The following is a 20,461-nucleotide window of genomic DNA, read 5'->3' on the forward strand; positions in this document are numbered from 1 at the left end:
AAACAAACCCCTTTTGCCATTCATGTTAAATATACTCGCAATAACAACTATAAATTTAAAAAATCTAAAAGTTCGGCCTAGTGTTTAATTAAGCGCGGCGTCGACACCTCTCACTCTGCTCAATGCCGCAAACTAAACAACCAGAATTAATTTGATTAATGCACCCGTTCAAAGGAAGTTTATTATGTCTCAGTATCAAACTCAGTTAGACCGCTTCGCAAGCCTTTGCCAAAGCCAAGGAACAACATGGCAGTCAATCAACCCAGAATTTGCCAGCCGTATGCATTTGCAAAACCGTTTTAAAACCGGCTTAGACATTGCCAAATACACCGCGAAGGTGATGCGCGAAGACATGGCGGCCTACGATGCTGATAGCAGTCAATATACTCAGTCACTAGGTTGCTGGCATGGCTTTACGGCACAGCAAATGCTAATGGCCATTAAACGTCACCAAAAAACCACCAAACGCTCATATGTGTATTTAAGTGGCTGGATGGTAGCAGCACTGCGCTCTGAGTTTGGTCCGTTGCCCGATCAAAGTATGCATGAGAAAACCGCGGTGTCGGCACTCATTGAAGAAATTTATACTTTCTTGAAGCAAGCCGATGCCCGTGAACTAGACCACCTTTACAAAGCGCTAGATGCCGCTAAAGCAAGTGGTCAAGATACCAGCGAGATCATTAGCCAAATTGACAACTTTGAAACTCACGTGGTGCCGATTATTGCCGATATTGACGCCGGTTTTGGTAACGAAGAAGCAACTTACTTACTCGCTAAACAGATGATCGAAGCGGGGGCATGTGCAATCCAAATTGAGAACCAGGTTTCTGATGCTAAACAGTGTGGCCACCAAGCAGGTAAAGTCACCGTGCCGCACGAAGACTTTTTGGCCAAAATAAACGCCGTTCGTTATGCCTTCTTAGAACTAGGTGTTGAAGACGGAGTGATCGTTGCCCGCACAGATTCATTAGGTGCAAGCCTGACACAAAAAGTGCCAGTATCAAAAGCACCAGGTGATTTAGCGAGTCAATACACCAGCTTCTTGGATACCAGTCCGGTTAGCTCAGCTGCGGATCTAAACGATGGAGAAATGGCAATAAAACTCAATGGCGAACTGCAAAAGCCAGTGCGTTTGGATAATGGCTTGTATCAATTTAAAGCCGGCACTGAAAAAGACCGCGTGGTACTTGATTGCGTAACCAGTTTGCAAGCAGGTGCAGACTTACTCTGGATTGAAACCGAAAAGCCCAACATTGAGCAAATTGCTGAACTGGTAAATCGAGTGCGCGAACAAGTACCTAATGCTAAATTGGTATACAATAATTCACCGTCGTTTAACTGGACGCTGAAATTCCGTGAGCAAGTTTATCAACAGTGGCAAGAGCAAGGCAAAGACTTAAGTGCCTACCCGGACCCAAGTCAAGATGCTAAAGTCTTGATGGCACCTGAACTTGATAGTTCGGAGTTGGCAACAGAAGCGGATCAGCTGGTACAAAGCTTCCAGCGCGACTCAGCCAGAGAAGCGGGTATTTTCCACCACCTGATCACCTTGCCAACTTACCACACGGCAGCGTTGAGTACCGATATTCTGGCAGAAGGTTACTTTGGTGACGCCGGTATGCTGGCTTATGTGCGCGATGTCCAACGACAGGAAATTCGTCGCGAGCAAGCCTCAGTTAAACACCAAGACTTAGCAGGCTCTAATATTGGCGATACCCACAAAGAGTACTTTTCCGGTGAAAATGCACTCAAGGCCGGTGGCGAAGCCAATACCATGAACCAGTTCTAGTTCATCTTACTTAGGTAGTTCCTTATAGCAAAGGGCCGCAAGGCCCTTTTATCGTTACCAGCAAAGCAACCGAGATCATGATTTTACCAAGTAACACTAAGGGATCAGCTTTTAACTAACTAGAGCGTATTAGATCATCATTTTACTAAGTAAAACACGAAAGATCGCGATCATCGATTTAAGATCATTGATCTCCATAATAATCTGGGCAATTTTAACCCATCCTCACAGCTACAAAACAAATTTTTACTAACTAGATGTGTCACAGGTCACATTTTTACTAACTTAGTTAGTAAAAAACTGTTCTGTATTTGAGTTACGTCATAAAGCAAAATTTTACCAACTGGAAATGTAAACCCCCTTTACATGCTCCATATTTCCACCACTTTTTTCGCGCAATATTATTGTGAACTTTCCCAATTAAAAGCAAATTATGCGCGCGCTATCTATATTAATACCTCTAACCATGTTGTGTTTGGCATTTCGCTGCGATGCCAATCAAGCAGTCATCGATGAATTAAGAAGCCTTGAAAAAGCCGGTCACTATGAACAAGCCTTGGCTAAAATTGAACAATTTCAACAACATCAAGATGACACGGTTCGATACGCATCCTTACTGATTAAAGCCATGATCCATAGAAAGCAGGGGAATCATGCGAAATCCATTTCTACTTTACAGTTTATGGAACAAAGCTTTTATCTAACTGATAACAGGAAGTACCATATATACAAGGAGCTCGGCATTAATTTGCGGCGGCAATCGAAACTAGAGCAAGCCGAACAAAATTACTTACAGGCCTTGGCGATTGCACAAGCCCTAGAAGACCAAGAGAAAATCGCACAAACCTACAATAATTTAGGTGTGGTGGCGGAGAACAGAGAGCTATTAGCACAAGCGCTACATTATCACATGCAAGCCTATGAGATGCTCAAACACAGTGATGATCATGAAAAACGCGGCGCAAACTTTTATAATCTCGGTGACATATCACTGCAGTTAGGGGATTTAGACAACGCCGAGTACTTCTTCTCAGAGGCGCTCATTGCCGATAAAGCGAGCAAGGAGGTACGCAATATTGCCGGCACAGCATTGCGACTTGCCGAACTTAAGTTTCGTAACAAAAAATATCAAGCCGCCAACACTCAGATCGATGAAGCCATCGATTACCTTAAACAAATCGGTGCCAATGCGGCGTTAAGTCGCGCTTATCGCACTGCGGCATTGGTTGCTCGGCAACAACAACGGCTAGATATAGCGCTAACTTATGCCCAAGCAGGTCTTAAAGCGGCACAGACCACCGATTCTCATATACAGCGCTTTTATGCCAACCTCACCGTGCTAGAAATTTACATTGCCAGACAAGAGACGGAGCATACCGCAGCACTGATCACCGAGCTTGATAAAATCACCACAAAAGAAACAGCAGACACATTACTAGAGCGGTATTATTACGCTAAAGCACAGGCCTTAGCGATGACCAAGCAGCACTCACAAGCGTATGAATTAATGTACTCCGTGGCCAATTTACAACGCCAAAATAACGAAGTACTGCTACAAAAACGGATCAATAGTTATAAAAAGAGCCTCGATGCCCTAGTGCAACAACAAAAACTGGATCAGGCTAAAAGCGAGCAGGCATTAACGCTAGTGAATTTAGAAAATGCTCAGCTTTCAAGAAAGCTTTGGGTTATTGCTGCGCTCGCCATTTTATTTGCCGCTCTAATGGTTATTGGGTTCTTTGTTTTCAAGCATCGTAATGCCACCTTACAGGCAAAAATGTATCAACATAATATTGAACACAAAGATAAAATGCTGGCCGACATTTCTCACGAGTTGCGTACGCCACTGAGCGTACTGAAGCTGCATATCGAAGCCATGGAGCATAATCTCATTGATGATGACACCTTAGCTTACGCCAAGATAAATAATAAAATAGACCAGTTAAATCAGCTTATCGCAAACGTGTATCAATTGTCGCAAGCCGACCATGACGCATTAAAGCTATCGGAACAACAGCACTGTGGCCGTACCGTCATTAATAGCTACGTATATGATGTCGAGCGTTTAGTAAGCAGTTACCAACTGCAGTTTATTGCAGACATTCAGGCCGATGATATCAGCCTATATATCGATAAGCCTAAGCTCGACCGCGTTATTGATAACTTGGCTAAAAATGCCTGTTTATATACCGATAAACCCGGCAAAGTGCGGCTCAAAATTCGCTTAAACACTCAAGGGCTCTTTATTCAAATGGATGATAGCGCTCCTGGGGTGCCGGAGGCTGAGCAAATGAAGTTATTTGAAAGGCTGTATCGCGTTGAATCCTCTCGAAGTCGCGCCACCGGAGGGTCGGGACTTGGGTTGTCAATTTGTCAAAGTTTAATTACCGCTATGACAGGCAGCGTTAGCGTTAAAACCGGCAAAATGGGGGGCTTGTGTATTCGTATCGAGCTGCCAAAGGCGGTAACAAGCGAAGCGCTGCGAGCAAGCTAAAGAGCAGCAAGGTCAAAGGGATTTGACCTTGCTGAAAGCTTGTATCAAATGTTTAGAAGCGGTAACTGATATTACCGTAAACAAATCGCCCGTCGGTGTTATAGGCCGAGAAGCCAGAGTAAGGGAACACCTGATTAAAGGTGCTGTAACCAATATTACTCACTGTGTCCTGTGGGTATTGATCGAATAAATTGTTCGCCCCAAGTGCTAACTTCCATTGTTCATCAATGGTGTAAGCCACTTCAAGGTCAGTTATCCATTTTGCTGCCAATACCTCATCGTTTTCAATGCTACTTGAAGAGTCCACCGTTTCCCCATAGCGCGTTGCACGCAGCGTGGTTTGCAAGTCGCCATATTGCCAAATCGCAGCAAGGTTCCACTTGTCTTTTGGCGTACCATCTTCAAAACGCGCGATTTCGCGACGGGCAAAGTACTCATAACTGTCACCTAACGCTTCCAGCTCCGCAGGATTTGCCTTAACGTCTGTGACTTCAGTATTATTAAGGTTTAACGCGGCGCTCAATCTGACATTACCGTAATCAGCCAAATCCAAGCTGTAGGTCGCCACGATATCGACGCCTTGGGTGCGCGAATCGATGGCATTGGTAAAGTAGCGAACGCGTTGAGTATTAAACTCACCGGCTTGTTGTAAAATCGCTTCCACTTCAGGACCACTGAGATTTTCCGATAACACGATGCGGTCATCAATCTCTATGCGGTAGGCATCCACAGTAAACGATAACGCCCCTTGGGTGTACACAAACCCAGCAGTCAAATTAACGGATTCTTCCGGCTCTAACTCCTGCGCTCCCAATGCTTGCGCCGCAGCAGTATCAACTGGAAACAAACCAACTTCGTTAGGCACGCCGTTTTCAAATACCGTAGCAATCGATTTGTATGAGGTTTGCGCCAATGAAGGCGCTCTAAAACCAGTACTTAACGCGCCGCGCAGTGATAAGTTATCTGTCATCACATAACGTGTGGCCAATTTCGAGGTAAAAGTACTGCCAAAGTCACTATAGTCCTCAAAACGACCCGCTAGAACTAGGTTCCAGTCTTGGCTCAAATAAGTATCGAGCTCTGCGAATAACGCGACATTGTGCCGTGACTCGTCCACCGCACTCTCAGGCCCAAAGCCCGCCAATACTTGCGCACCACCAGCAGCAACAGGGTTGCCTTGTTGATCGAGCACAGTCTGATACGATGCCAGCTCACCCATTTCGATTTCATATTGCTCGCGGCGATATTCGGCGCCAACGGTGAAGAAAACATCATCAGGCAAGCCTAAATCGAGTACCGTCTTAGCGTCTGCATTCACCAACCACTGCGAGTAAATAAGCGCACCATTATCAAACTCAGTCTGACTATTAGCCCCTAATGAGGTGTTAAGGCTGTTGATAACGCCTAAAGAGAAGTCATTAGCACCATAGTTGCTACTGATGTCATAGTCCCACTCACCGCGACTGCCTTTAATGCCTAAAGCCAACGAGTAATCATCAACATCACTGACAATTTGTGGCAAAAAGCCATTGGGATAAATGCTAGGCGTGTTACGGCTGTCTTTTGCACGGCGGTAAAAACCACCAGAGTTGCCTTCACGGGTTGAGTAACTGCCAAAGGAGTAGACTTGAGTGTCATTGTCTAGGTCATAACCGGCGTTGAAAAATAGCGCAATATCTTCAATTTCCGCTTTACCGAAACGGTGATTATAGCGGTCAAAAGTAAACTCTCGAGGGTCTAGAGCACCATTTTCATCGCGCTCATACTGCTCTCTGGGATCAAAACCGGAACGGTTCATTGGTTTTTTATCACGCAATTCAGCGGCAATATTGATAAAACCATCATTGCCTAATGCAAAACCAGCATTGGCGCCCAGCGTCGTGGTGCCACCATCATGGCGGGTACGATCGTCACCAAGCACAAAGTCTAGGTTGCCGTCGTTATCGGCTCGTGTTTCTAATAACTGCGCAGCGCCCGCCATTTGAGTATTGTGCTCACCATAGGTCAAGCTCACGCTGCCGCCTTCGCTGGCATCCTTTAAAACAATGTTGATGACACCGGCAATGGCGTCAGAGCCGTACTGTGCAGCCGCGCCGTCACGCAACACTTCAACACGTTTAATCGCAGCAGCAGGAATCGTATTCAGGTCAACGGCAGTAGAGCCACGACCAACGGTGCCATTGAGGTTTAATAAGGCGCCAGCATGGCGTCGTTTTCCATTAACCAATACCAGTGTGTGATCCGGTGCTAAACCACGTAAAACTGCAGGTCTTGCGTGGTCAGTGCCGTCTGCTAGCGTCGAGTTAGGAAAGTTAAAGCTAGGGATAAGCGTGGTTAAAACTTGGCTTAACTCCAGTTGCCCAGTGCTATTAATATCATCAAGTGAAATCACATCCACAGGTACCGTACTTTCGGCGACGCTACGAAGACTGCGTCGCGTGCCGGTTACTTCGATGACTTCAACATTTTCCTGAGCTTGTGTTTGCGAATCCTCTGCCATGGCTTGTGGCACGAGTGAAGCAAATAGAGCCGTACCAATGGCTAAAGAAAGGGGCTTTACAGAAAGGTTACTCTGGTTGTGTCGTGTTCGTTGCATAAATTGTCCCGTGTCCTGAACTTGGCATTTGAAACCCTGTGGCACTTAGCCACGGTATGAGACTCATCAAGGCATGGTCTTGAGTCTCTGATTTAGTAACATACATTGTGCATTCATGACTATGCGACTTCTGGCGCATAACCCAAGTTGCTTCATGGCAATTTTTTCATTACTCATGACGCAGCAGTAATATGAAAGGGAGCGGATTTTAGATCTGTTTTAAGGGACAAGTTAAAGAACTTTTTTGTCTAGCTTATGACGCATGGTTTAGTTCTTTAGGTCACTATAACGCCTGCCGTTACTGGTCTGATGTTTATTAACTCCATTTTTACTCCACATTGCCACGTTTAAATACAGCCATCACGAAAACGGAGCATCACAATGGCACAACGGACAATGAAACATTCAGATTGGCTGAAAGTAGTGGAATCAAGAGCCAAAACTAAGCCAAGCAAAACACCATCTAAGCCAGTAAAGCATTATAAGTTACTGGTATTAGCAGTTATCTTCACTTGTATTGGTGTGCTTGCAAGCCAATATAACAATACTGAAAGCGTAAATGTAAAGGGGCTTGACGCAGCCGCAGAGCAGCGCATTTATCGCTATTTTTCGAAGCAGTATATGATGGGAAGCTGGCAGTTTTCTCATTTAAAAACCAGCACTAGCGAAGTCAATGTCTATATCAGAATACCAGAGCGCTTGGCATTGCAAGGCGAAGCCTTAAATGGGTATATCTCACAATCTTTATGCCCTCCTAGCAATAGTGCTATTTGGCATGACGTCGGCAGCTTAACGGTATTTATTCACCTTTACAGTGAAAGTCCTAGACGCAGCGATTTTGCAGCCTGCCGTCCTAAAGAGCAGGCTTTGCTTAGTGACGCATAGTGACGGCTGAGGCTCATTCTTTGCTCTGTGAGTTATCGGCTATTGTTTCATTTGGCTCAAGTTCCAGCTTGGCTTTATCTTGCAATTCGGTCGGTAACTCTTTTACCACAGCAACGCCTAACTCTTTAAATTCGCTGGCTTGTTTTATCAGGTTGCCTTTGCCCATGTACAACTGTGAGAATGCCTTATCATAACTTTCTCTGGCTTTATCGAGCTGTTTGCCAACCCCTTCCATACTGTGGAGAAAGTTATTGAGTTTGTTATAAAACCTCTCCGCCCGTAAGGCCAATTCGCGAGTATGCTTGCTTTGTTCCTCAAAACGCCACAGCTGCTTAACGATATTTAAGCTGGTTAATAAAGTAGTGGGGGTCGCCACTAACACATTATTTTGTAGTGCATCTTGATACAAGGTGGGTTTGTGTTTCACGGCTTCGACAAAGGCGGATTCCACCGGGATGAACATGATCACCACCTCGGGCGAATTAAGACCTGGTAAGCGCTCATACGATTTACTTCCAAGCTCTTTTATACGCGCGGTGACCGCCTCACAGTGCGCTACGATGGCTTGATTGGCTTCACTGTCAGTGGCGGCATTAATATAGCGAGTATAGGCATTAAGAGAGGTTTTAGCATCGATCACTAGGTGCCTAGACTGAGGAAGGTAGACCACCACGTCGGGACGAAAATTGCCCTCTTCGGTAGTAAAGTTCACTTCTCTTTGGTAATCGCTTCCAGCTCTTAGGCCTGCACTGTCCAGCACATTTTCGAGCATCAACTCGCCCCAGTTGCCTTGCGCCTTTTTTTGCCCTTGTAAAGCACTGGTGAGCTTGTCGGCTTGCTCGGTCATGGCTTTGTTGTTGGCTTGCAGGTGCAGCAATTCGGTTTGCAGTGAAGCCCGTTGTTTTAACTCTTCACTGTGGATAGCTTCCATTTTATCACGAAAGCCTTTGAGTTCACCTTGAACTGGCTGTAGCAGCTGTTGTAGCTTTTCTTTGCTTTGATGGCTGAAACGCTCACTTTTCTCTTCGAAAATTTGATTCGCTAAGTTGTGAAACTCTTCTTTAAGCTGCGCTTTTGCTTCTTGTAATTGCGATAACTGTTGCTCAAAACCGATCTGCTTTTGCTCAAGTGTGGTTCGCAGGTTTGCCATTTCGACTTCTAATTCATGAGCATGAACCTGTATTTCCTCTTTGGCATCTTGCTCACGCTGCCACAACTGTTGATATTCGCTACTTTGCCTTTGCCGCTCGGCCAGTCGCGCTTGTAATTGTTGTAGTTGACCATGATTTTGTAGTTGTTGGGTTTGCAGCTGTTGCACTTGCTGTTGCGCCAAGTCAACTTCAGCTTGTTTGGCGGCGCTCAGATCCGATAACTGTTGCTTGGCTCGAGCTCGTGTGAGCCACAACCAAGGCGCCGTGACTGCAACGCCAGCAGCAACTAAACTGAGACTGTACCAAATAGGGGTGTTTAAAAGCATAGACCAAAGCATAACGACTTCTCTGCAGCGAACCTGCGTCAATCATACCTTAGATAATAATTTCAATCACTTATCATTTTTCTAGGTGGTCGCCATTAAAGCGATAACCGGCCCCATAAACGGATTCAACCACTTTAGTAGACAAACCTAGCAGTTTGATTTTTTTACGAATATTTTTAATGTGGCTGTCTATAACGCGATCTGAAATATCGAAGTTATCGGGCTGGATATGATCGAGGATCTGCTGTCTTGAAAAAACCCGATTCGGTGCACGATAAAGCAGAGCAAAGACATCGAACTCAACCTTGGTTAACGGTAACGCTTGGCCATTTAACTTTACGCTTAGCGCTGCGTTATCTACCTCAATTGGTTTTTGATAGGCATTGGTATTAGCACAACGGCGCAAAATTGCCTTCATTCGCATCACTAATTCGGCAGCGCTGAATGGTTTACAAACATAATCATCTGCACCGAATTCCAAGCCTTTTAAGCGATCTCCTTCCGTCACTTTTGCCGTCAGCATGACTATCGGTACCTCCGAAAAGGCTCGAATTTGTTGTAAACAACTCACACCATCTTGGTTAGGCAACATGATGTCCATCAAGATGGCATCTGGCTGATTGCGCTCTACCCAGGAAACGACCTCAGCGCCATCCGCGATGTGATGCATAGCAAAGCCGGAGGCACGGAAAAACAGCAGAACTTGTTCGGCAATATCGAGGTCGTCTTCAACAAGCAGGAGTTGGGCAGGGGTCGACATGAACTTATTTACTCTTTGCTTTTAACTGTTGTAATTGTTGTTTGACTTGATTTTTTAGCTTATCGGAAAGCGTTTCATCAAACAATAACATGGTTAATATACTCGCTAAGTCTTCTGAGCTGGCGACTTCATGCAAAAGATCATAGTCTGTTGTTGATTGCGTCTCAATAAAGTTTAGCTGTGAAAGCGTAGTGGCGTAGCAAAGCATAATTTCAGTTCCAGTTGTGTGATATCCGTTATAGCTATTAAAAGCCAAGAATATGGAACAAAAATGGAGCAGCGAAAAAAACCAACTTTTTTGTCGAGTTAATTTGTGACATCGGAGTGATGAAAAAAGAAAAGCCAGCTTTTCAGCTGGCTCATTACAATCAGTAACAAAAGGGGAAATCAACATATGCCTACTGCTAAACGATTTCGCAACAAGCATAACAATAGACCGAGCCAATCAGCGATAGTTCAAAATTATTTTTAATTTTTTATCAACGCCAGCATTTGCGATTCGTCGAACTGGTTTAATTTCACTCCAGCGTCGGCAAATAGAGCATCAACTAAGGCTTGTTTGTCTCTTTGCATCTTGAAAACTTTTTCTTCAATAGAGCCTGCCATCAGTAGCTTATAGACAAATACCGGTTTATCTTGGCCAATTCGATAAGCGCGATCCGTTGCTTGATTTTCAACTGCTGGGTTCCACCAAGGATCAAAGTGGATCACCGTATCGGCTTGCGTTAAATTTAACCCCGTACCACCAGCTTTTAGGCTGATCAGAAATATATTACAACGACCTTCGGTAAAAGCGGCAATGGCATTATCGCGCTGCCGAGTTTGTCCTGTGAGCATAGTGTATTTTAGTGCCTGCTCCTGACACTGCTGCGCAATTAACTCTAAGACACTGGTAAACTGGCTAAAAATAATAATTTTCCGGCCTTCTTTTAGTAACGTTGGCAGATGCTGAGCCAGCCATTCAAATTTAGCCCCACGGTGCTCGGTTGCGGTTTTGTCCACTAACTGAGGATGACAGCAAATTTGTCTTAGCTTGAGCAAAGCGTCTAAAAAGGCCAGCTTACTGCGCTCAACTCCCTGCTCATGGAATAAAGTAACCAGTTTATTTTCCACTTGCCGCTGCACACTTTGATACAGTGCATGCTGGGATTCAGAGAACTCCAGCTCTTTTACCAGTTCGGTTTTGTTTGGCAGCTCTTGCACCACTTCAGATTTCGTCCGGCGCAAAATAAATGGCGCGATAAGGCTGCGTAATTCTCTCGCTTTAGCGCTGTCTTGCTCTTTTTCAATCGGAATTTGAAAATGCTGTTTAAACTGTTGCTTAGTACCCAAAACATCGGGCATAACAAAGTCCAACAAGGACTTTAGCTCCAATAAATTGTTTTCCACTGGCGTACCACTTAAGCACAGTTTAAACCGCGCCGCTAAACTTTTAACGCATTTTGAGATTTGCGCCGCTTCGTTTTTAATGTATTGCGCTTCATCTAATACAATGGAATCAAACGCCAAGTTTTTATAAAAGCTAGCATCTCGTTTCAGCAGCGGATAAGTGGTAAGAATAAATTTCGCCCCTTGCACCGCATTTAGCGCTTTATCACGATGTGCACCATGAATAATCGTTAGCGGTAAATGCGGCGCAAAACGCTTAAATTCATCACGCCAATTACCCACTAAACTGGTTGGGCATACGATTAAACTTGGTTGCGATACTAGGGTATTATGCTGAGCAATAAAATAGGCAATCACCTGCAAGGTTTTGCCCAGTCCCATGTCATCGGCAAGAATACCACCGAGCTGATGGCGATTAAGAAACTTCAGCCAATTGACTCCCTGTATTTGGTAGTCACGCAATGTAAAGTTTTGCCCTTCGCTGGCCGGAATAACTTGTTGCTCTTTAATGGGCTGCTCAATTTCAGCTAAATAATCGAGTAGCTTGGGATCGTCAGAAGTCGCTTCAAGATGGTCCAGCTGGAACAGCTGCTTAGCGTATGACAAAGGAAATTTAAATTGCCCGCTCGAAAGGTAATAACTAAAACGGCCTTTTAACCCCATCAGGGCCTCATATACGGCCTTAGGTAGGACATAGAATTGCTCGCCAATGCAAACATAATGATAGTCATGTGCCAGGTTATTGAGCTCGTGGCTCTCAGACTTCTCCCAGTTAAGAGTGATGGGTTTGTCATCAAACATCACTTTACCTAACACATGATGCTGCTTATCACGCTTAAGGTTGATTTTCACCGTAGGCGTAATAACTTGGCTGTCACCGTGCAACTCGTCAACCAGCCAGCGCTTAGCTTGGAGATATGGCCGCACTTCTTGATTGAACCAATGAATGGATACGCCATCGTTACTTGGCAGTGAAAAGGTATCTCCCTCATGGCTGAAGCCTAAGCCGCTGAGCAGTTGTTCACAACGCGCTTTGTGTTTGCTCTTGGCAGATTTTGCTAATGGCTCAATTCGAAAGCCTGCCGGTCCTGCTTTATCTAATTTTATCAGTCGTGCCACCTGAGCTTGCTGCTGGGCAAGCTGCATTAATCCTTGCGGCGCAGCGATGACATCGTCATTAAAGATATCCTGAAAACGTGCCATCACTTGCTCTATTTTTTCTTCGCTGACGGCGGGCATGGTATGTAAATGAGCAATTTCTTGAGCCGTTAAATCGGTTTCAATGCGCCCGACAACAAGCTTATCGGTATCAAGATAAACTGGGGGGTCGGTTTTTATTAAACGCCATTGTTCCACCTCGGCTAAGCGGCTACGTAGCTGATACTGGCTGCCTTGTTGATGCCAGTAGAAGTCTAGACTTTGTTTGTGACCAAATAGCAGAGGCTGGCGGTCGTTTTGATAGTAACAACGATGGCTGTGAATAAGTTGGGTTAAGGCATTAAATCCCCAGCTGCCAAATAATTCAAAATGACCTGGAGTATTTTGTGAGCGGATCCAACTGAATAATCGAAAATCACTTTCCAGCAGTCCTGAAGGCGCCACCTGACTGTTCAATTGTTGCTCAGTTAAGGCTCTGCCCAAAGGATACTGACCGTCTGGACGGTTGGGTGACACCTTGGGGTTGACCAAAATTTCATTGGCTCGAGGCTCTAAAACAAACAGTAACACGTTATCAGCATCTTGATGCTCTATTGACTGTAACTGTGCTAATTCATTAAACCAGTCATTGACTAAAAAGGCCTCACCGAAACCGCCAGAGTGTTCAATTTTGAGTTTTAATAATACCGCAGCAATATGCCGACATTTGGGATTATTGGAACATGAACAGTTGGCTTCAACGTGCGCAGATCCTTGTTTGTGGGTAATTTTGATGTGCTGGGTAAAAGTATTGCCATAGTTACCTAAGACTTGGGCGTCGATTTGGGCAAAATTGTCGCTGTGATGTAAGTAACAAACCTGATCGTCTTGCAGATACTCTTTGGCCTTATTTAATAAAGCCGAGTTAAAGTACTGTCTAAGAAAGCGCTCAGACAATGGAAACTGATTCGCTTGCTCTTGTTTGATCTCTTCAAATAAGGCGAAAAGTTGCTCTTTTGATAACTGCGATGACATTAGTAGCACGTAGACTGAAAACTAAAGAACCAGTATATGAAATTCGGGTTTTGAGCTAAAGAGAGAAATGCGAGAAAAAGGGTAAAAATAAACTGGTTGGAGCTCAAGTGTTGCTAAATAACCCCAAGTTGGCCGTAAATTTGACCAACCTGGGCTCAAGGTAATTAATTGTAACTACCAAGCAGCTTTTGCAGCTGTTCTAAGCGCTTATCGGTTAAGACGCGATTATCAATTTTAACCGTAATATCACCGCTTTTAAGATTGCGCTGCAGCTTGACGTAATCGTTCTCAAGGATCGATTCAACTCGACTGCTGTTTTCACCAAAGGTGGTTAAAAACTTAGTGATCTGCAGTGCGCGCTTTTCGTCGCTCATCGATTCAGTCATAAAGCTTTGCTCTGGAAGCGCGCGAACTCGCTCAGCAAAGTTTTCAGGTGAATCAGACTTGGCGTTAATCAACTTTTTCGCCGCTTCTCGGCCTAAATGATTGGCGGTAGGATATAACTTCAAAACATCAACCGGAATGCTTTCAAAGGCTTTAATGGCATCAGCGATGGCGGTGTGTGATACGCCTTCGACAGCAGCGATTTCACGGTAAGATCCTTTTTGTCCTTGCGCAACTAGACGCTGCTTTGTAGCCGCATAGGCCTGACCTAATTCCCATAAGCTTGGAGCAATGTATTGATCCGAAGACACAGCCAAGACTTTGGCGTCTTCATCACTAAAGTCCGCTGAGCTTAGAACGACATAATCGGCTTTTGCCAGCATACAGGCTTTTCTGCGACGCGAGCCTGACAACACTTGCAACTTGCCATTATGCTCCCAACACAACGCAGGGTGAAGGTTGCGCTTATCCTTTTCAATTGCAGGCAAAATGTCTGCGACGGCTTTTTCACCTAGCAAGGTTTGCTCTCTGCGGTTTTGACCATACACACAGGTACGAGACTCTATTTCAGAGAAAGGAATGATCTGACAGGTTAAAACGATGGTTTTATTAGGATCGCTTGGTGCGGGCATGGTAACCACATCACCGACTTTTGCCTGATCCAGTAGATCATCTAAACTGCTTCCTTCCACAGCAGTGGCGAAAGGATCCATACGGGTATCATTTTTACGTTTTCTAGCCATTTTTTAACCTTTATTATTCTGCTAGTGAAGATTGCGTTGACGGCCAGTTAGAGCGGATCAGCATCTCTAATTCATCAACCACATCTTTGATGTTTTCCTGTGCTTTTAATAGCGCTTCTCTACTTGCCAAGCTATCAGAAGTTTTTTGATCAAAAATAGTGTTAAACGAGGATGAACTGGCGGTGATTGCAGAGCTATGGTTAATTGGGTAGCTCATTACTTGGCGTCCAAACGCACTTCTTACATCTTTGACAATATCGCGTTGCGAGTGATTACCTTTTACATAATTGGTCACTAGAAATTGCATAAAGTCCCAACCTTCATGACCGAGTGCAGCAACGGTATGGTAGATTTCCCCCAAACGTTTGAGGTATTTGTTGTTGGCATCAAAGTCTACGGCTTCAGGGTGAACCGGTATTAGCATCGCGGTTGAAGCCATTAGGGCGTTGTAGAACATGAAGTTTAACGACGGTGCCGTATCGACCAAAATAATGTCGAACTGATCAGCCACCGGGTCGATGACTTTTTCCTTAAGCTTATGGTAATGCCTGGTTTTTTCATAGCTTGAGCTTTCTTTTAATTCCGTTGCGGTTTCATGCTCAAAGTAAAAGTCATCCATGCCAGAGGGCAGTACTCGAATATTAGGGATATGAGTGGTTTGAAATGAATTAGAGACTAAATCTTGCCAGGTCTCCCCCTCATCTAGTTCGATGCAGTCACGCATTAGATCGCCCACAGTAATGGGTTCGTGCTCTTTAGCAGGGAAGAAACTGGAAGACGATCCTTGCGGATCTAAATCAATGATACCAATTCGATAGCGTTTAATATTGGTCGTGGCCAACGCGGCTGCAATGTTAACCAAGCTGGTAGTTTTACCACAGCCACCTTTTAGACTGTTGATGACAATAACTTGAAGCTTATCATCTGCTTTTCTTTGATCAGCTTCGACACCAAGTACTTCAGCCATGGCAAAAATATTGGCTAATGTATAAGCATAGTGACCATTGGCACCTTTTTTAATATTGATATCATCGAAATCGCCTTGATCATGACGACGTTTCAATGTCCGGTTATTAACACCAAGCAGGTCGGCCGCGGCTTTTTGCGTGTAAGTTCTTAGTTCTTTATCTTCAGTTTTTAGGTGTGCCCTATAGTGTTGGATACGACCAGCTAAAGATTTTTCTGCAACTTCTGCCGTTGCTTTTAACAAACGGTAAGTTGATAGCGCGTTGTTATTTATCGACATACACATTATCCTTTATTTGATGCCGTTTATTATAATGTCCATATATTTACCTGTAAACACAAAAAAATAAAGACATTTATTGATTACCTTGCCTCTAAGTATAAATAAAGAAGTTTAGATATGGTTAAATATATAGGTATTAAAGGGTAAGGTACCAAGATCTTGTTCTTACTTATTGTTTTATATGAATATTTTTTAAAATACTAGATCGCTTTTTTACCTAGTTAAGATCCGATCTTTTATAACTAACAGATCACCTTTTTACTAAGCCATATTTCATTTTGCTATATATAAACAGTTTATGCACAGGGTTATCCACTTTTGTGTTCACTGAGATCAAAATATTACTAAGTAATATCAGTGAGTTATTCACACTCAGCAGGTGATCTACCGATGTTCACTAGATAAGGATCTGATCTCTACTTAGAAGAGATCAGATCTTTACTAATCTGAAAGCTATTTTTCCACAGCTTCCTTGCGATGACCACTAAATTCAGGGGCTTACAGCCTGTAAAAAGGGCTCGTTAACTGTAAAGATCCCTCTTAGTTAGTAAAATTTTGATCTCTAAGCCTCACAAAGTTAGTATAACCGTGATCTCGATAAAAAAGTGTTGTCAGATCACTTTTTTACTAACTTTAATAATTAACTTTTTTCGTTGAATATGTTGTTATTAAGCGTCACGATTTTTTGGAAGTAAAAACAATGAGCCGAAAGGTGAACATTTCTGTAGACAACCTGCCAGATTCACTGCGTGGACAGATCCATGGAGTTGAAAGTGCAATCGATAACGAAAGCTTGGCATTGTTCACTGATAATAAAGATGTTCGAGTATCTCTTGAAACTGCACATGGGTTAAGAGCCTACTCAAATACGTTTAATCATTATGACCTTTGGGGTCGTTTTGTTCGTTCTGGACATAAAAAGCTGGCGTTGGAAGATGCTCCGAAGAAAACAATCGTAACCAGAAAAATATCAGAAAAAGTTGATGGTATTCTTTACGAAGGTGAAATTAAGATAACTCCGGCTGTAGTTAGCACCAAGAAAGATGGTGATGAAGAAGAGTTTTTAGTTTGGCCGTCCGATAGAGAAGAAAAAGTTGAACGAGCTCTCATTCGTTTGGCTTCAAAAGGAAAAATCGTAAAAATTAATTTTAAGTCCGGTATTCAATACGCGGTTATTTTTTCCATGAATGAACTGGCGCAAGAACTAAAAGCGGTTGGTCAATCAATGCCATATCCGCAAATCAAAGAATCGTTGGAAGCGTTACAAGGTTCAAAACTCTCTTTTAAATACACTGCGACAGACACTAAAAACCCAGATATTGATGACTCGTTTTATGAGTCGAACATGAACTTTTTATCCTCATTGCATTTTAGTGGTAAAAAAGGGCAGGGCGGTAACATCAAATGTGTCGCTTGTTTAAATGCGTTTGTTCACAATATGATCGATAACCTTGAATATAAGGGTTACTATTTTAATAGTGCGCAAGAGTTGAAACGAGGTTTATCTCGTTGGATGATGCTTCGCCTTTATCACCTTTGGCGTTATGCGGCACCGGGTAAAACTTATCACTTCAGGCTCATTTCCATTATGGAAAAATACGGCTCAATTTATGCGGATGACAAAATTACCGATAATAAGTTAAAAGCATTGCGTCGTGATATGACCACAACGATGAAAGATTTAATAGAAAAAGGGGCAATCTCAGAATATAACATTTCCAATGTTAAAGATGAGAAAACCGGTAAAATTATTGACTACGTCTATGAAATGCATCCATCGGCACAGTTCTGTGATGAAATATTGGCATTGAACAAACACCATAAACGCATTGAGATTCAAGGCGGAAAGCGGATAGTTGAAAATGCCGAAGTCATTGACGAAGATACCCTCGAAGAAATCGTAAAAAAATAACTTAGCTCGGAAAGGCGCTAATTATTTTTTGCAAAGTGCCAAAGAATGTTTTTACCATACCCTATGAGTACAATGTCATTACAGTCATTGTACTTTTTTGTTTATGGCACTTTTCTATCTTATTTTTATCATTCCTTCCGAGTTAATACCTACTGACCAATAAGTATTGTTATTCGTGTAAAAAAATCGCGGATCACTGAACTGCCAAACATTGCAAAGCAGAGCGACTTTGCTGTTTTATTTCAATTATGGATCATAGCCAATCGGCATTCATTTTTGGGTAATTTGAAGCAGTAAGTTTGCTGCAAGTGGCGGACAACTCAAGACAAAATTACCGCCTTGCTGATATAAATGAGAGTAATACTTTGCCAACAAGACGCGAAAGCCGTATTATCGACAAAAATTTTTTTCTCTCAAATAGCCTACTTAATGAGGCGAATGAGTATCAAAGCAATATCAACAGTAACGTTTTGGCTTTTATTGAGGTGAAACAGAATAGCGGAATTGCTTGACTCGCGGAGTATGACTAAGAAATAAAAATATGATTGTGTCCTACTTATAGCCCTCATGGTCGGCATTATTATTTTTTTATCTGAGGGAGTAGCAAAGGCGTTAAACGTTTCTTACTTAAAATAACTTACTTGCAGAATGACTTGTTCTAGATGCAAGGAAGCTGACCAGCAAAATTGTTCTTGTCAGTAACTCGATGACGAAATTAAGCAAACTGCTATTAGGTATTGCTCTACTGACTAAAAGCATTGCCTATAAAGTCAGTTAGTACCAACAAACTAATGCTTTGCTTTTGAGTTTATTTGCGTTCATTTTATGAGACTAATTAGTCTAACCTCGATTTCCTAAGTTTATAAATTATTGGCTATTAATACTCTTAATTTTAAAGTAAGTGTGTACTCACTATAAAATCTACTATACCCTAACAAAAGTAGTGATGAAGCAGGTGTTGCCACACAGCTTTATAATATTTGTTCGCTGCACCGTTAAAAAATACACCTTAGTTCAGTTCTGTGAGTGGCAACCTGAAAATAAGTTTATTTTTAAGTTGTTTGAAAAACTTGCTAATGGTGAAGGTTCTTTTGCTATTTATGTTTTGGCATATATACAATAGCTTGAAGTAGTGCTGCTAATGACCATTATGTCTTAAATGCTCAAAGAGCAGGGAGGATTCATGCCGATAAAAGTATGTAAGTGCTAACTATAAAAAAGATGCTTCTGACTTACTCGTTAATACGACCCATACATAATCAACACCTATACCAGCTTTTATAACTAGAGAAATCGAACAGAAACCACTACGAGAGACTTTGCCTATAGCAACATCTAGAACACATCATACTTATATTGATAAAGCATGAGATTATGTTAAATCGTGTTCTTGAACAGGTTTTCAGACCATAGGTGTTAAAAATACTGCTAAAAACGCTCGAGGTAGATGCGGTCAACTAAGAAATTATATTGGCGTTTTCTTGGATGGCTTTCATTTTGAGTATAATTACTAAGCTCTCCAAGTTTTGTCTCTGGATTAGGATTCAAAATGATAAAAGGCAATGCCGCACTCACATGGTAGCGATTTTGGGCTGAGAACCGAACATTCACTTCTGGGGTTACGCGAGTGGGGCGGCGGATCCGTAATTTGGTATCTTCGGCTAAACTGGCAACTCGGTATTTTTCTTGTTCAACTAACTGTAACCATTGCTCTTGGTCTATCATTCTTGGGTTAGCATAGTTAGATGAACGGTTTAGCATTTCAAGTGCGACCTTTTTGCTTAATACTTTTGTTGCGTGCTTTTTCATCCATGTAAACCTAACGGAGTAAGGGGTTTCTGATTCAAAGTGGATCTTTCGATATGCGGCTAAAGTAAGTAAGTCGGGAACGGCAGCATGGACGGCCTCAAATCGGGCATCGTTATTTTCTATTTCTAAAATTGCTTTTTTAAATTCATCTTTCGCTTTATTCACGGCTTGAAGTCGAGACTTTATATTGTTGTTTCGATCGTTAATTAGCAGCAAACCAGGGTAACGTTGCACTAATTTTCCGCTTGCTTTGTCTTGCAAAAATAAATCTTGATATGCTTGCAAACAAAACTTCAATGCTTGTTCACCTTCATACTTTTTAACTTGGATTTCTTCAGGAGCTACTTTTTCATCTTCTTTTGTTGCTTTGGGTAAAGCATAAAAAGACGCTTTTTTTACGTCGGCATTCTTAATTTCAGCAACGAGTTGATCAATATGTGTGTTTAAAATATCAAAGGTTGAACGTATAGAAAATGTTGTCATAATTGTATGATGTGTTCTTTTAATAAGGCAATTATATCAAATTTTCCGTATTTAGGGGGTAGTTAATCGTTTAATTATCTAAATCATTAAAGTTTACTTATGTTCTGCTTTTTGAATACCTTTTAAACTACAACTTTAATATTAAAATTTAATAACAACATAGTAGTATGATGTGTTCTTAGTTTTCACGCGATGATAAGGCAATCCTTAAAGGCTCGCAATTGCTTAATGCAAATATTTATATCTGCCGCAGTTAGATACCATAAAACGATATCGGATATAGTGGTTAAGAAGATATAGTAAGAAAGGGGGTTGTCTC

The 20,461-nt window shown here is 42.6% G+C and carries 12 protein-coding genes; 4 read left to right on the forward strand and 8 right to left on the reverse strand.

What is annotated here, in order from left to right; genetic code table 11:
- Positions 1–184: 184 nt before the first annotated feature.
- Together ACNKW2_RS01190 and ACNKW2_RS01195 are read left to right on the forward strand one after the other, a co-directional pair.
- A complete protein-coding gene (locus ACNKW2_RS01190; RefSeq protein WP_419146913.1) occupies positions 185–1,789 on the forward strand; it encodes an isocitrate lyase in 1,605 nt (534 codons plus the stop codon).
- A 433-nt stretch (positions 1,790–2,222) separates the two neighbouring features.
- Positions 2,223–4,283: an ATP-binding protein gene (locus tag ACNKW2_RS01195; RefSeq protein WP_419146914.1), complete on the forward strand. Its 2,061-nt coding sequence runs from the start codon at positions 2,223–2,225 to the stop codon at positions 4,281–4,283.
- 52 nt (positions 4,284–4,335) lie between these two features.
- Here ACNKW2_RS01195 and ACNKW2_RS01200 read toward each other — a convergent pair whose 3' ends face one another.
- Positions 4,336–6,879 (reverse strand): TonB-dependent receptor plug domain-containing protein, encoded by a 2,544-nt coding sequence (locus ACNKW2_RS01200; RefSeq protein WP_419146915.1) that lies wholly within the window; start codon positions 6,877–6,879, stop codon positions 4,336–4,338.
- A gap of 381 nt (positions 6,880–7,260) precedes the next feature.
- Between ACNKW2_RS01200 and ACNKW2_RS01205 the strand changes: the two genes are divergently transcribed.
- On the forward strand, positions 7,261–7,764 hold the full coding sequence (locus ACNKW2_RS01205) for a hypothetical protein (protein ID WP_419146916.1): 504 nt from the start codon (positions 7,261–7,263) through the stop codon (positions 7,762–7,764).
- Between the two features lie 13 nt (positions 7,765–7,777).
- On the opposite strand, the gene ACNKW2_RS01210 is transcribed toward ACNKW2_RS01205, so the two are convergent.
- The 6 genes from ACNKW2_RS01210 to ACNKW2_RS01235 form a co-directional block, all read right to left on the reverse strand.
- Positions 7,778–9,253 carry a DNA recombination protein RmuC gene (locus ACNKW2_RS01210; protein WP_419146917.1) on the reverse strand — a complete coding sequence of 492 codons (1,476 nt, stop codon included), beginning with the start codon at positions 9,251–9,253 and terminating at the stop codon, positions 7,778–7,780.
- Positions 9,254–9,314: 61 nt separating this feature from the next.
- Positions 9,315–10,001, reverse strand: coding sequence for a response regulator (locus tag ACNKW2_RS01215; RefSeq protein WP_419146918.1), 687 nt, complete (start codon positions 9,999–10,001; stop codon positions 9,315–9,317).
- A 4-nt stretch (positions 10,002–10,005) separates the two neighbouring features.
- Positions 10,006–10,209, reverse strand: a complete 204-nt coding sequence (locus tag ACNKW2_RS01220) for a hypothetical protein (RefSeq protein ID WP_419146919.1) — start codon at positions 10,207–10,209, stop codon at positions 10,006–10,008.
- A gap of 260 nt (positions 10,210–10,469) precedes the next feature.
- Positions 10,470–13,562: a DEAD/DEAH box helicase gene (locus tag ACNKW2_RS01225; protein WP_419146920.1), complete on the reverse strand. Its 3,093-nt coding sequence runs from the start codon at positions 13,560–13,562 to the stop codon at positions 10,470–10,472.
- A gap of 164 nt (positions 13,563–13,726) precedes the next feature.
- Complete coding sequence (locus ACNKW2_RS01230; RefSeq protein ID WP_419146921.1) at positions 13,727–14,689, reverse strand: ParB N-terminal domain-containing protein; 963 nt, start codon at positions 14,687–14,689, stop codon at positions 13,727–13,729.
- Positions 14,690–14,702: 13 nt separating this feature from the next.
- Positions 14,703–15,935, reverse strand: a complete 1,233-nt coding sequence (locus tag ACNKW2_RS01235) for an AAA family ATPase (RefSeq protein ID WP_336565471.1) — start codon at positions 15,933–15,935, stop codon at positions 14,703–14,705.
- Between the two features lie 703 nt (positions 15,936–16,638).
- Here ACNKW2_RS01235 and ACNKW2_RS01240 point away from each other — a divergent pair.
- Positions 16,639–17,850 carry a replication protein A gene (locus ACNKW2_RS01240; RefSeq protein ID WP_336565472.1) on the forward strand — a complete coding sequence of 404 codons (1,212 nt, stop codon included), beginning with the start codon at positions 16,639–16,641 and terminating at the stop codon, positions 17,848–17,850.
- 1,428 nt (positions 17,851–19,278) lie between these two features.
- Here the strand turns inward: ACNKW2_RS01240 and ACNKW2_RS01245 are convergent.
- On the reverse strand, positions 19,279–20,142 hold the full coding sequence (locus ACNKW2_RS01245; protein ID WP_419146922.1) for a DNA replication terminus site-binding protein: 864 nt from the start codon (positions 20,140–20,142) through the stop codon (positions 19,279–19,281).
- Positions 20,143–20,461: the final 319 nt, after the last annotated feature.

Origin of the sequence: Pseudoalteromonas 'SMAR' (genome assembly GCF_048515945.1) — a bacterium.
GTDB lineage: Bacteria > Pseudomonadota > Gammaproteobacteria > Enterobacterales > Alteromonadaceae > Pseudoalteromonas.

What these genes read in the sequence shown, in the direction of transcription:
- ACNKW2_RS01190 (WP_419146913.1), top strand. Translation starts at nt 185, where the DNA reads ATGTCTCAGTATCAAACTCAGTTAGACCGCTTCGCAAGCCTTTGCCAA.
- ACNKW2_RS01195 (WP_419146914.1), top strand. Translation starts at nt 2,223, where the DNA reads ATGCGCGCGCTATCTATATTAATACCTCTAACCATGTTGTGTTTGGCA.
- ACNKW2_RS01200 (WP_419146915.1), bottom strand. Translation starts at nt 6,879, where the DNA reads ATGCAACGAACACGACACAACCAGAGTAACCTTTCTGTAAAGCCCCTT.
- ACNKW2_RS01205 (WP_419146916.1), top strand. Translation starts at nt 7,261, where the DNA reads ATGGCACAACGGACAATGAAACATTCAGATTGGCTGAAAGTAGTGGAA.
- ACNKW2_RS01210 (WP_419146917.1), bottom strand. Translation starts at nt 9,253, where the DNA reads ATGCTTTGGTCTATGCTTTTAAACACCCCTATTTGGTACAGTCTCAGT.
- ACNKW2_RS01215 (WP_419146918.1), bottom strand. Translation starts at nt 10,001, where the DNA reads ATGTCGACCCCTGCCCAACTCCTGCTTGTTGAAGACGACCTCGATATT.
- ACNKW2_RS01220 (WP_419146919.1), bottom strand. Translation starts at nt 10,209, where the DNA reads ATGCTTTGCTACGCCACTACGCTTTCACAGCTAAACTTTATTGAGACG.
- ACNKW2_RS01225 (WP_419146920.1), bottom strand. Translation starts at nt 13,562, where the DNA reads ATGTCATCGCAGTTATCAAAAGAGCAACTTTTCGCCTTATTTGAAGAG.
- ACNKW2_RS01230 (WP_419146921.1), bottom strand. Translation starts at nt 14,689, where the DNA reads ATGGCTAGAAAACGTAAAAATGATACCCGTATGGATCCTTTCGCCACT.
- ACNKW2_RS01235 (WP_336565471.1), bottom strand. Translation starts at nt 15,935, where the DNA reads ATGTCGATAAATAACAACGCGCTATCAACTTACCGTTTGTTAAAAGCA.
- ACNKW2_RS01240 (WP_336565472.1), top strand. Translation starts at nt 16,639, where the DNA reads ATGAGCCGAAAGGTGAACATTTCTGTAGACAACCTGCCAGATTCACTG.
- ACNKW2_RS01245 (WP_419146922.1), bottom strand. Translation starts at nt 20,142, where the DNA reads ATGACAACATTTTCTATACGTTCAACCTTTGATATTTTAAACACACAT.